Origin of the sequence: Pseudonocardia sp. CA-107938 (assembly GCF_050936315.1) — a bacterium.
In the GTDB taxonomy this organism is placed as follows: domain Bacteria; phylum Actinomycetota; class Actinomycetes; order Mycobacteriales; family Pseudonocardiaceae; genus Pseudonocardia.
Map to the genome: position 1 here is coordinate 6,189,359 of NZ_JBNJNA010000001.1, position 11,813 is coordinate 6,201,171.

General features: G+C 73.6%; 10 protein-coding genes. 1 reads left to right on the forward strand and 9 read right to left on the reverse strand.

Annotation, left to right across the window (positions count from 1 at the left end):
- The first annotated feature begins 72 nt into the window (after positions 1-72).
- Positions 73-621, forward strand: coding sequence for a hypothetical protein (locus ACQEVB_RS30655; protein WP_432978837.1), 549 nt, complete (start codon positions 73-75; stop codon positions 619-621).
- Positions 622-633: 12 nt separating this feature from the next.
- Here ACQEVB_RS30655 and ACQEVB_RS30660 read toward each other — a convergent pair whose 3' ends face one another.
- The 9 genes from ACQEVB_RS30660 to ACQEVB_RS30700 form a co-directional block, all read right to left on the reverse strand.
- A complete protein-coding gene (locus ACQEVB_RS30660) occupies positions 634-1,467 on the reverse strand; it encodes an MBL fold metallo-hydrolase (RefSeq protein ID WP_432978840.1) in 834 nt (277 codons plus the stop codon).
- Positions 1,467-2,039 (reverse strand): TetR/AcrR family transcriptional regulator, encoded by a 573-nt coding sequence (locus ACQEVB_RS30665; protein ID WP_432978843.1) that lies wholly within the window; start codon positions 2,037-2,039, stop codon positions 1,467-1,469. Before ACQEVB_RS30665 ends, ACQEVB_RS30660 begins: the two co-directional genes overlap by 1 nt.
- Positions 2,040-2,142: 103 nt before the next feature.
- Positions 2,143-3,435 (reverse strand): nickel-dependent lactate racemase, encoded by a 1,293-nt coding sequence (gene larA / locus ACQEVB_RS30670; RefSeq protein ID WP_432978846.1) that lies wholly within the window; start codon positions 3,433-3,435, stop codon positions 2,143-2,145.
- Between the two features lie 227 nt (positions 3,436-3,662).
- A complete protein-coding gene (locus ACQEVB_RS30675; protein ID WP_432978849.1) occupies positions 3,663-4,658 on the reverse strand; it encodes an acyl-CoA dehydrogenase family protein in 996 nt (331 codons plus the stop codon).
- Positions 4,655-5,797 (reverse strand): acyl-CoA dehydrogenase family protein, encoded by a 1,143-nt coding sequence (locus tag ACQEVB_RS30680; protein WP_432978852.1) that lies wholly within the window; start codon positions 5,795-5,797, stop codon positions 4,655-4,657. Before ACQEVB_RS30680 ends, ACQEVB_RS30675 begins: the two co-directional genes overlap by 4 nt.
- Positions 5,798-7,315, reverse strand: a complete 1,518-nt coding sequence (locus tag ACQEVB_RS30685; RefSeq protein ID WP_432978855.1) for a class I adenylate-forming enzyme family protein — start codon at positions 7,313-7,315, stop codon at positions 5,798-5,800. It lies immediately after the preceding gene.
- Entirely contained in the window at positions 7,312-8,097 is a 786-nt protein-coding gene (locus tag ACQEVB_RS30690) for an SDR family NAD(P)-dependent oxidoreductase (protein WP_432978858.1), read from the reverse strand. Before ACQEVB_RS30690 ends, ACQEVB_RS30685 begins: the two co-directional genes overlap by 4 nt.
- Positions 8,098-8,111: 14 nt before the next feature.
- Positions 8,112-9,539: an amidase gene (locus tag ACQEVB_RS30695; RefSeq protein ID WP_432978861.1), complete on the reverse strand. Its 1,428-nt coding sequence runs from the start codon at positions 9,537-9,539 to the stop codon at positions 8,112-8,114.
- Positions 9,540-9,611: 72 nt separating this feature from the next.
- Positions 9,612-11,768, reverse strand: coding sequence for an alpha-L-rhamnosidase C-terminal domain-containing protein (locus tag ACQEVB_RS30700; RefSeq protein WP_432978864.1), 2,157 nt, complete (start codon positions 11,766-11,768; stop codon positions 9,612-9,614).
- Between the last annotated feature and the right edge of the window lie 45 nt (positions 11,769-11,813).

Here is an 11,813-nt window from a genome sequence, read left to right on the forward strand (position 1 = left end):
GACACCCTAATAGTGTGCTCACTAGTATCTCCACTAGTGAACACTCTAGTGATTCGACGGCAGGAGACAGCGATGACACCGCAGACCACTCGAGGGATCGGCGGCTTCGGCGTCGTCGTGACCGTGCTCGGCGTCGGCTACGGCCTCGCGGCCATCGCGGGGTGGGCGCCGAGCTGGGGCAGCGTCGCGCAGGCCGTCCTGCACGTCGGGGAACTCGCCGTCGTCGTCGCGCTGTTCGGCGTGATCGGGGCACATCGCGTCGGCCGCGCCGGGCTCGCTGCTGCGGCGGTCGGGCAGGTGGTGCTCGTCGTGGCCGAACTGGTCTACCCCGCCGACCCCGGCCTGGGCGACGTCCTGTTCGGGATCGCCCCGCTGCTGTCCGGGATCGGGATGATCGTCGCCGGCGTGGTCGCCGCGCGCCTGTGGCACGGGTGGCAGCGCTTCCTCCCGCTCGCGGTCGGGATCTGGATCATCGTGCCGACCACGCCGATCCTCATCATCACCGGCGGACCGCCGGCCCCACTGGCACTGGCGGCCGTCGTCGTCTGGGACGTGCTGTGGGCCGCGACCGGGCTGCTGGTCGTCCGGTCGACGGCGACCGCGTCCGTCGCGAACGCCTGAGCACGGTCGGCGTCAGATCCTGCTCGCCCGGCTGATCCGGTCGAACGCGACGCTGTCGTGCGCCGCGAAGACGGTCACCTCGTCACCGTGGTCCGCGACGAGCTCGCGGAGGCGGCGCTGGTTGTCCAGTCGGGCGGCCTTCTCGGTCTGCATGAGCGACTCGAAGAACGCCATCAGCGGCGGCAGGTGCGGTCGCTCGGCGTCGAGCTGGGTCTCGGCGTAGATGGCGTCGCCCGCGTTGAAGAGCCAGCCGTCGCCGGTGTCGACGGCGATCCCGGCGTGACCGCGGGTGTGGCCGGCGAGCGGGACGAGCATGACGCCGGGCAGCCCTTCCAGCTCGCGGACGGCCGCGAACCCGAACCACTCCTCCCCCGCCGCGCGGTAGCTCTGCCAGCGCGGGCCGTGGGCGAACTGGATCTGCCGGTAGCGCCGGCGCTCCGCGTCGTCGACGGGGTTCTGCAGCGCCTGCAGCTCGCGCTCGCTGACGTGCACCCGCGCGTGCGGGAAGTCGACGAGCCCGCCGGCGTGGTCGAGGTCGAGGTGGGTCACGACGATGTCGCGCACGTCGGCCGGGTCGAGGCCCAGCGCGCGGATCTGCGTGGTCGCCGACAGCGCGTCGTCGCTGACCGGGTTGGCCAGCCGGATGAACCCGGCACCGAGCCATTCGGCGGGCCGATCGACCGTGGGTGAACCCACGCCGGTCTCGATCAGCGCGAGCCCGGTGTCGGTCTCCAGCAGCAGGCAGTGGCAGATCGTCGTGGCCCGCCGGAACAGCCCGGGCCGGCCGTCGACCAGCCGGCCGCCGAGCGGGCGCATGGTTCCGCAGTTGAGGTGGTGGACGCGCATCAGGACAGCTCCTCCGTGATCGTGGCCTGGAGATGGGTCGCGACCGCGTGCAGCGGCGCGGTGTCGCGCAGGGTCCTGGCCAGCAGCAGACCGCCCTCGATGGCGGCCAGTGCGACGGTGGCGAGCCGCGCCGGTTCGACGGCGCCCTGCCTGCCGAGGTAGTCCTCGATGACGGCGTGCCACGACCGGTACCCGTCGGCGCACGCCTCCCGGATCATCTCGCTCTCCCCCGCCGCGTCGAGCGCGACGGTCGCGAGCGGGCACCCGCGCTGGAAGTCCGACTCCGTCAGGGCGGCCGCCAGCGCGTCGATCACGTTCCGGATCGCCGTCGCGGCGTCGGGCGCGTTCGCCACGATCACCGCGAGCAGCTCGCACAGCTGCGCTCCGGACTGCCGGACGGCCTCGGCCGCCAGCTGCTCCTTGCCGCCGGGGAAGTGGAAGTAGAGCGACCCCTTCGGCGCGCCGCCCGCGGCGACCAGCTGGTTGAGCCCGGTGGCGTGGTAGCCCTGCTGGTGGAACAGCTCCGCTGCGGAGTCGAGCATCCGCTGCCGGGTGTCGGTACGGCGAACCATGGCGTCACCGTAACTCAAACTATGACGACCGGTCTAGTTAGTGATCCGAGCCGACGCCGAAGGCCTGTTGTGGCGAGGTACGGACGGGAGTGACCCCGCCCGCTCAGCGGCTCGCGACGTAGGGGATCGTCTGCGGGCCCTCGGGCAGCACGCACAGGCGGGCGTCCGGGCCGGCTTCGGCGAGGGCTTCGGCGACGGTCGCGGAGACGTCCGCGGTCTGCTGCAGGTGCGCGGTCGCCAGCTCGGCGTCGCTGAGGAACGACGTGTGCATGACGACCCGGCAGTCGGCCTGGATGCGTGCCTGGATCTGCACCTGCCACTGGTCCGGCACGGTGACCGTCCGCGCGGAGATCTCCGCGAACAGCGCCGACGGCGAGTCGGCGGAGGCGAGCACCTCGCGGTAGGACCCGTGGTCGGGGAATCCGTCGCGGCACTCGGCGGCGCACACGATCGTGCCGCCGGGCCGGGCCACCTGATAGGCGGCCGACATCCCCTTGACCGCCTGGTAGAGGTTCTGGTCGAGCGGGAAGCCGGAGTTGGTCGTCACCACGACGTCGAAGAGCTGCGGCACCGGGCGCATCGCGACGGCACGGGCGGTGCGCACCGCCTCGGCGTGCATGGCGGCCAGGTCGCCGCCGAACGCGGCGACGACCTCCTGCTCGCGGTTCAGCACCACGTCGAACCCGAACGTGACGCCGGTGGCCGCCGCGATGGCGCGCACGTCGTCGTGGACCGGGTTGCCCTCGATGATCCCCCACGCCGCTCGCGGGTGGCCGATCCGCTGCGCGTCGTGCAGCACCAGCACGGTCTCCAGCGCGGCGAGGCCGGGCGCGACCAGCTTCGGCCCGCCCGAGAACCCGGCGAAGAAGTGCGGCTCGACGAACCCGGTGGTGATGCGGACGTCGGCATCGACCCACTCGCTGTTGAGCCACACGGGCACGCCCTCGCCGATCTCCCCCATCCACGTCAGGCTGCCGCGGTCGCGAGCGTCGTGGTTGACGATCCGCACCGTGTCGACCACCTCGTCGCCGAACATCGCCCGCAGCTCCGCCTCGGAGTTGCCGCGGTGGGTGCCGGTCGCCACCAGCACCACGACGTCGTCGAGGTCGACGAGCCCGTCGAGCTCCTCCAGCACCGCCGGGATCATCAGGTGCCGCGGCTGCGGACGGGTCCCGTCGCAGGCGGAGATGGCGACGGTCTGCCCGCGCCGCACCCGGTCCCGCAGCGGTGGGCCTGCCACGGGCGCCCGCAGCGCGCGGCGGAGGATCTCCCGCGCCGGCTCGGTGGCTTCGTGGTGCTCGGGTGTCACGACCGTGGTCACTGTCGGGTCGATGCGCAGGTCGAGACCCGTCTCGCCGTAGGCCAGCCGCACCGTGTCGCTCAGCTCGGCAACCATCAACGACCTCCAGCAGCCAGACGTGCACCGCCAACCGGTCGGCGCCGAACGCGTCCCGCGCGACCGCCGTGGGCGCTGATGCGGACAGCACATCGTAGACGAGCCCGCCGCCCGCTCCGGGACGATCACCTGCGCCGCGACGTGCCTACCCTTCCGGCGTGACCGCCGCGCACCTCCTCGTCCTCGGCGTCGTCAACGCCGTGGGGCAGGCGCACGGCGACCAGTGATCATCCGAGGGACGCGATCGCCGCTCGGCCGGCCACCTCCGTCTCGACGCCGCCGTGGGCCTGCTCGAGCACCTTCCCGCGCTTGAGCCAGTGCTGCAGGTCGTGCTCCCAGCTGAAGCCGATGGCGCCGTGCAGCTGCAGGGCGACCCGGTTGGCCTCCGCCTCGGCGTCGACGGCGCAGATGCGGGCCCAGCGGGCCGCGTCGTGGGCTCCCCCGGCACCGGCGGCGACCGCGGCCGTGGCGGCGTGCGTGGCCAGCCGGGCCATCGTCACCAGGGTCGCGGCCTGCGCGAGCTGGTGCTTCACCGCCTGGAACGAGCCGAGGGGCCGCCCGAACTGGCGCCGCACCAGCACGTGGGCGACGGTGCGGTCGAGCAGCTCCTGCGCGACGCCCACCAGCACCGACGCCGAGCCGACCGACTGCAGGTCCATCAGCTCGGCGCGCGGACCGCGCCCCAGCACGACGCCGGCGCCCGGTGGCACGGTGACCCGGAACAACCGCCGTGACGGGTCCATCGACCGCAACGGCGTCGCGGTGATCTCGGACCGCTCGTACAGCCGGACCCCGTCCCCGTCGGCGATGATCAGCACGTCGCTGACGTGGACGTCGGGCACCGCGGCGAGCCCGTCGAACGCGGTGGTCGCGCGGACCTCACCGGCCGCGATCCGGCGGGCCCACTCCGCGCCGGCCTCGGACTGCGACACGGCGCTCGGGCCGAGCACGCACGCCTCCAGGACGGCGTCCGGCACGCAGGCGCGCCCCGCCTCCTCCAGCACCAGGCACAGGTCGACGAGGGTGCCGCCGAGCCCGCCCAGCTCCTCGGGGACCAGCACGGCGGGTACGCCGATCGCGCGCAGCCCGTCCCACATCGCCGGGATGCGGCCGGTCTCGGTGTCCCACTCCCCGCGCAGCAGCTTCGGCGGGTACTCGGTCGCGAACAGCCGGCGCACCGCCGCCGCGAGCGCCTCCTGCTCCTCGGTGAACCGGAACCTCATGCGCGTGGCTCCCTAGGCAGACCGAGACCCTGCTCGGCGACGAGCGACAGCTGGATCTCGGTGGACCCGGCGAAGATCTCCGCGGCCCGCCCGTGCCAGTAGTCGCGCCGCATGCCGGTCAGCTCGTCCGGGGAGTCGACCACCTCCGCGGCGGGACCGAGCGCGGCGAGGTGCGCCTCGTGGATCGCGGTCTGGGTCCGGGACCAGGTGAGCTTGAGCATGCTGGAGAACGCGGCGTCCGCGCCGAGGTCGGTCGCGGCGTACGCGGCCTGCGTGTACGCATAGGTCCAGGCCCGCAACCGGCCCAGCCGCTGGACCGCGCCCGGTTCCGCCCCGCTCTCGCGCACCGCGCGGGCCAGCCCGTCGACGCTGCGCTCCAGCCTTGCGTGGGTGCCGCGCGCGGTGCCCCGTTCCAGCTGCAACGACGTCCTGGCCACCCGCCACCCGTCGCCGAGCGCGCCGACCACGTTGATCAGCGGGACCTCCACGTCGGTGAAGAAGACCTCCGCGAACCCGGGGTGCCCGTGCAGCTGCCGCAGCGGACGCACCTCGACGCCGGGCGCGTCGAGGTCGATCACGACGAAGCTGATCCCCCGGTGCCGGGCCGCCTCCGGATCCGTCCGCACCAGCGCGAACATGGTGGTCGCGATGATGCCCTGGGTCGTCCACGTCTTCTGCCCGTTGACGACGAGCACGTCACCCTCGACGCGGCCGGTCGTGCGCAGCGCGGCCAGGTCGCTGCCCGCCTCGGGCTCGGAGAAGCCCTGGCACCAGATGTCGGTGCAGCGCAGGATGCGCGGCAGCCAGCGGTCCCGCTGCTCGGCGGTGCCGTGCGCGAGGACCGTCGGCCCGCCGTGCACGAGCCCCATCTTGTTGATGCGGTCCGGCAGACCGAGCCGGGCGTACTCCTCGTCGTAGATCAGCTGCTCCCACGCGTCGCAGCCGAGGCCGCCGACCTCCCGCGGCCATCCCGGGGCGGCGTACCCGGCGTCGAAGAGGGTGTGCTCCCAGTCGAGGTGCTGGCGCAGCCCGCGGTCGGTGTAGGGCGGGACGACCGGTGCCCGCCACCGGTTCGCCTCGAACCAGCCGCGCAGCTCGGCCCGGAACGCCTCCTGCTCCGGGGAGAAGCCGAGGTCCACCTACTGCCCCGTGCGCGCGAGCGAGCGGGACAGCAGGGCCGCGAGGGTGGCGCGATCGGGCTTGCCGACCCGGGTCAGCGGGATCTCCGCCACCACGACGACGTCGTCGGGGCGCTTGTAGGGCCCGATCCGGTCGGCGCACCGCGCCACGATCTCCTCCGGGTCAGCGTCCCCGATCACCGCAGCGACGACCCGCTCCCCCAGCACCCGGTCCGGGATGCCCACGACGCAGACGTCGGTGACGCCGCGGCACTCGCGGATGACGTTCTCCAGGTCCGTCGGGTAGACGTTGAAGCCGTTGCGGATGATCAGTTCCTTGCGCCGCCCGCGGATGGCGAGGTAGCCGTCGGCGTCGAGGCTGCCGAGGTCACCGGTGTAGAGCCACCCGTCCCGCACCGCCTCGGCCGTCGCGGCGGGATCGCGCCAGTAGCCGACCATCATGGCGGCGCTGCGCGCGATGATCTCGCCGACCTCGCCCGTCGCGACGTCGTTGCCGTCCGGGTCGACGACGCGCACCTCGACCCCCGCGTAGGGGCGGCCGACCGTGCCGCGCCGGTGCGGCAGTGAGGGCACGTCCCCCGCGATGAGCGCACCCGACTCGGTCATCCCGTAGCCCTCGTACACCCGCGTGCCGGTGGCGGCCTCGAAGGCCTCCATCAGGTCGGGCGGGCAGTACGAGCCGCCGACGTACACGCTGCGCAGGTTGCGCAGCGCTGGGTCGTGCGCGTGCCCGGAGTCCAGCAGCGCCTGCAGCATCGCCGGCACCGCGTCGGTGGTCGTCACCCCGGCCGTCCGCACGGCCTCCACGAACCGGGTCGGCTCGAACCGCTCGTGCACGACGAAGTGCAGGTGGTCGAGGAACGACACCAGGTAGACGACGATGCCGAACCCGTGCGACAGCGGCAGCGTCACGAGGCTGACGTCGCTGTCGACCGGGTCGATGCCGGTGGCCGCGATGCGCACCGTGCTCACCAGGCCCTCGTGGCTCAGCATCACGCCCTTCGACCGGCCCGTGGTGCCGCCGGTGAACAGGAGCGCGGCGAGGTCGTCGCCGCGCTGGGCACCCACGGCGGGCAGCGGCGGCGCCGACTCGACGTCCGCCCACACCACGTCCCCACCGGCGTCCGGCTCGCCGACCAGCACGAACTCCCCGCCCACCTGCTGCCGGGCGGCGGCGACGATCGCGGTGGCCCGCCCGGACGTGAGCACGGCGGCCGGCTGGGCGCTGCCGAGGATGTGCGCGACCTCGGAGGCGACGAGCGCCGGCATGATCGGGGTGATGGCGGCACCCGCTCGCCACACGGCCTCGTAGGCGACGAACACGTCGACGCTGTTGGCCATCATGACCGCGACCCGGTCGCCGGCCCCGACGCCGTGGGCGCGCAGCCCGCCGGCCAGCCGGCGGGCGCGCTCGCTCAGCTGGTTGCCGGTCCACTCGCCGGTGGCGTCGACGGCGCGGGGACGGTCGCCGAACCGGCGCAGGTAGTCGTCGATCAGCGCAACGATGTGCGGTCTCACAGCGGCACGCTCATTCCGCCGTCGACGAGGACCTCGGTGCCGGTCACGTACGACGCGTCGGCCGAGAGCAGGAAGGCGACGACGCTCGCCACCTCCCACGGCGTGCCCATGCGGCCCAGCGGGATCCGGTCGGACATGTCCAGCGTGGCCCCGGCGAGGTGGCGGCGCACCACCGCCGAGTCGATGACGCCCGGCACCACGGTGTTGACCCGGACGCCCAGCGGTGCCGCGGTGAGCGAGACGTTGCGGGTCAGCCCCAGGATCGCCGTCTTGCTGGTCTCGTAGCCGATGCCGGCGCCGCCGCTGCGGTAGGCGTTCAACGAGGAGACGTTGACGATGGCGCCACCACCGCGGCGCTGCATCTCCGGCAAGGCGTACTTGATCATCAGGAGCTGGCTACCCACGTTGAGGTGCAGCAAGGTGTCGACGGCGTCGACGGGGGTGTCGAGGACCGAGCCGAAGTCGGCGACACCGACGTTGTTGACCAGCAGGTCCAGCCCGCCGAACGTGTCGACCGTGGCCTGCACCGCCTGCTCGACCTGGCGGGGCACCGTCACGTCGCAGGCGACGGCCTCCGCCTTGTGCCCCTCCGAGCGGATGTGCTCGGCGGTCTCCTCGGCGGCGTCGCGGCGCAGGTCCGCGACCATCACCAGCGCGCCCTCCCGGGCGCACGCGATCGCCGCGGCCCGGCCGTTGCCGATCGCGATCGTCTCCCCCGGTCCGGCGGGGCCGTCGGCCCCGCCGCCCGAGACGAGCACGACCTTGTCCTGCAGTCGTCCCATGGTGGTTCTCCTTCTCAGGCGCTGATGGGCGGGCGGCGGTCGGCCCACGGCATGGCGGTCTCCAGCTGGGCGGCGAGCCGCAGGAGCAGGTCCTCGCGCCCGTAGGCGCCGCCGATCTGCACGCCGATCGGCATCCCGTCGGCGGCCCAGTGCAGCGGCAGCGACAGGGCCGGCTGACCGGAGATGTTGAACGGCACGGTGAACGTGGACGCGCTCATGCCGAGGCTCTCGAACGGGTCGTCGGTGGACGGCGTGAACAGGCCGAGCAGCGGCGTCTGGTTGGTCAGCGTGGGGGTGAGCAGGATGTCCCAGCCCTCCTCCCACCACCGCTCGATCTCGCGTCCGCGCTCGCGCACGCAGTCCACGCCTGCGGCGTACTGCGCGCCGGTGATGGTCTTGCCGATCTCCGCGTAGGCCCAGGTCTGGGCCTCCACGTCGGACTCGGTGAGCGGCCGCCCGATCATCCGGCCGAACCGCTCGAGCTCGCGCAGCATGATCACGGCGACGACGGGCTGCACCTCGAGCGGCCAGCTGCCCAGCCGCAGCGCGTCGGGGAAGCCTTCCTGCACGTCGTGCCCGAGGTCGGAGAGCAGGTCGGCGACCTTGCGCGCGCCGGCCACGCACTCGGGGTCGACGGTGCCGACGCCGGCGGGGTCCGAGGTGAGCACGCCGATGCGCAGCCGGCCCGGCGCGGCGCCCACCTCGTCGACGAACGGGCGGACCGGGGGCGGGGCGCTGTAGGCGTCGCCCGCGCGGTGCCCGCCCACGACGTCCAGCAGGGCGGCGATGTCGCGCACCGAGCGGGCGATGAACCCGTCGTGCGCGAGACCGGAGGCGTTGTCCGAGTCGATCACCTCGGGGCCCTGCGAGAACCGGCCCCTGGTCGGCTTCAGCCCGACCACCCCGCACTTGGCGGCCGGTTCGCGCACCGATCCGCCGCCGTCGTTGCCGTGCGCGACCGCCACCATGCCGGTGGCGACCGCCGCGGCCGAGCCGCCGCTCGAACCGCCGACCGAGCGGCGGGTGTCCCACGGGTTGCAGGTGGGCCCCCACGCCTCCGGCTCCGTGGTGTCGACGATCGCGAGCTCGGGGGTGTTGGTGCGCCCGGTGAGGACGAACCCGGCGCTGCGCATGTGCTCCACCAGGTGGGCGTCGTGGTCACCGAGGTAGCCCGCCGCCTTCACCCCGGCGATGCTCGCGGTGTAGAGGTCACCCTTCGACGCGATGTTGTCCTTGATCAGGTAGGGCACGCCGCGGAACGGGCCCTCGGCCGTGGCCGCCTCGGCGCGCGCCTTGTCGTACGTCGGGATCGTGACCGCGTTGACCTGCGGGTTGACGTGCTCGATCCGCTTGATCGTCTCCTCGACCAGCTCGGCCGGGGAGATCTGCCCGGAGCGGACGAGCTCGGCCTGGGCCGTGGCGTCCAGCGATCCGTCGATCATGGGTCCTCCTTGGGATGAACGGCGACCGAACGCTATAGCATCTTGCGACTGTTCACTAGATGCTATAGCGAATCAGTCCTGCCAAGCCGCCGTGTGCGTGCCGCGGAGCCCGTCGATGACCAGGGTGTCGCCCTCGCGACGCACCTCGACGCCACCGGGTGCGGCTGCTCCCGGCCACACGACGCGACCGTCGAGCGCGACGGTCCGGTCCCCGCCCAGCAGGGGGACGACCACCCGGCCGGGCGCGTCGGTCGCCGCGTCGACGGTCAGCACGAACGAGCGCTCGTCGCGGGTCCAGCGGGCCGCGATCGTCCCGCCAGGCACCTCGACGCGGCCCTGCGCCCACGTCAGCCCGCTCGGCTGCGGCGCCACCTCCCACCGGCGGAACCCGTCCTCCACGGGACGCACCCCGACGAGCTCGCCCGACAGCACCGGGAGGACCGACGTCCACGGGTGGACCAGGCTCGTGTGCCCGCCCCAGGCGAGCGACGTGCCGGGGCGCGGCACCCGCGGCGCGCCGTCGACGCCCACCTCTTCCCACGTGGTGCCGGGGCCTACGGCCAGCATGTGCCCCCACCCGGTGCGGATCAGGTCGAGCGCGCCGCGACCGTCGCCGTAGCGGAACCGGCCGACGGCCTCCTGCAGCATCACGTACGGCGACACGAACTGCGTCATGAACGGGTTGTCGGCGCGCTCGCTGTTGAGCCGCCCGTACGGCGAGCCGAGTCGGTCCCGCAGGAACGCCATCACCCGCCGCGCCTGGTCGGCGTCGAGCAGGCCGAACACCAGCGCGCCGGCGTTGGCGTCGGAGGTGTGGTCGGGGCGCGGGTCACCCTCGCGCAGCAGCATCGCCCCGGCCTGCGGGTCCCACAGGCGCGTCATCAGCGCGGACCGCACCTCGCCGGCTCGGGCGTCGAGCGCTGCCGCCGCGTCCGCTCCCGCGCCGATCGCGCGTTCCAGGCTCGCCAGCGCCTGCAGCGCCCCGAAGTACGCCTCGTTGCTGTACGCGTCGATGCCGTCGGCCATGTCCGGCGGGTGCCAGTTCACCGCGTACGGGCGCCCGCCGAAGGCCTCGGTGCGCCACAGCGGCCCGCCGGTGGCGTGGTCGGCGAAGAACTGCACGACCCGGCGCGCCACCGGCAGCATCGCCGTCGCGAACTCGACGTCGCCCGTGCTGCGCAGGTAGTCGGCCACGCCGATCACCCACCAGGCCGCGTAGCTGTCCACCCGGGCCATGCCGGCCTCGGCCGGCGGCGCGAACCCGGCCGGCGTCCCGTCGGGCGGTCCGGGATCGGCCGGGTCGCACGGCACGTCGATGCGCGTCGCCGCCGGCAGCGAGCCGTCGGGGTCCTGCTGGCAGGCGAAGAGGTTGAGGCTGTCGCGCACCACGCGGCGGTACGGCTCGCCCAGGTAGCGGGCCGAGAGCACCGCCTCGCGCACGTTCGCGCCGTACGGCAGCCGGTCGCGCTTCGCACCGTCCATGACGACCCAGCTCGCACCGGGGTTGCTGCGCTGGTCCCGGGCCGTCGCCAGGTCCATCGTGTACGCGCTGGCGTACCAGATCTTGTTGAGCAACGGGTCGCTCGACAGGAAGTGCGCGGTGTGGTGGCCGGGGGCGAAGTTGGTGCGGCGCACCCGCACCGCGTCGACGACGAGCGTGCCGGGCCCGTCCAGGGTGAGCGCCAGCCAGCGCTGGGACCCCCGCAGCCCGACGGTCACGAGGGTGGTCGGGGCCGCCGGCGGCGGGAAGACGTCGGCGCGCGCGTCCGGGTCGTCGTCGGTGCCCATCGAGCGGCCGGCGAACGTGAACCCGGCGGGGTCGGGATCGGCGTCGCCGTCGGGGCCGAGGAACTGGCGGGCCTCCGCGTACGACGCGCGGATCGAGGCGCCCGCGGCGCGTTCGACCGTGATCTCGACGTGCCCCGACACCGGGACGCCGAAGTCGAGGACGAGCCGCGCACTCCCCGCGGCCGTCGTGGTGAGCGTCGCCTGCCGGCCGTCGCCCGCGACGAGCACGCCGTCCGGGTCGGCGACCGCGGCCGGGTCGCCCTCGACCTCGACGCTCCGGGGCACGGCGTGCGCCTCCGTGGTGCCGAGCACCAGCTCCTTCCACCCGTCCCGCTCGGGGACCGGCTCGCAAGAGAGCCTGGCCGCGGGTTCGCTGCCGCACCGCGGAGCCGCCGCGATCACCGCGCCGGTTGCCGCCACCGCCACGGCGAGGACGGCCAAGAGGACTCTTCGTCGAACCTGTGTGGACGCCATTCGCGCTATGCT

Coding starts and splice junctions, on each gene's coding strand:
- ACQEVB_RS30655 (WP_432978837.1), top strand. CDS start 73: ATGACACCGCAGACCACTCGAGGGATCGGCGGCTTCGGCGTCGTCGTG.
- ACQEVB_RS30660 (WP_432978840.1), bottom strand. CDS start 1,467: ATGCGCGTCCACCACCTCAACTGCGGAACCATGCGCCCGCTCGGCGGC.
- ACQEVB_RS30665 (WP_432978843.1), bottom strand. CDS start 2,039: ATGGTTCGCCGTACCGACACCCGGCAGCGGATGCTCGACTCCGCAGCG.
- larA (WP_432978846.1), bottom strand. CDS start 3,435: ATGGTTGCCGAGCTGAGCGACACGGTGCGGCTGGCCTACGGCGAGACG.
- ACQEVB_RS30675 (WP_432978849.1), bottom strand. CDS start 4,658: ATGAGGTTCCGGTTCACCGAGGAGCAGGAGGCGCTCGCGGCGGCGGTG.
- ACQEVB_RS30690 (WP_432978858.1), bottom strand. CDS start 8,097: ATGGGACGACTGCAGGACAAGGTCGTGCTCGTCTCGGGCGGCGGGGCC.
- ACQEVB_RS30695 (WP_432978861.1), bottom strand. CDS start 9,539: ATGATCGACGGATCGCTGGACGCCACGGCCCAGGCCGAGCTCGTCCGC.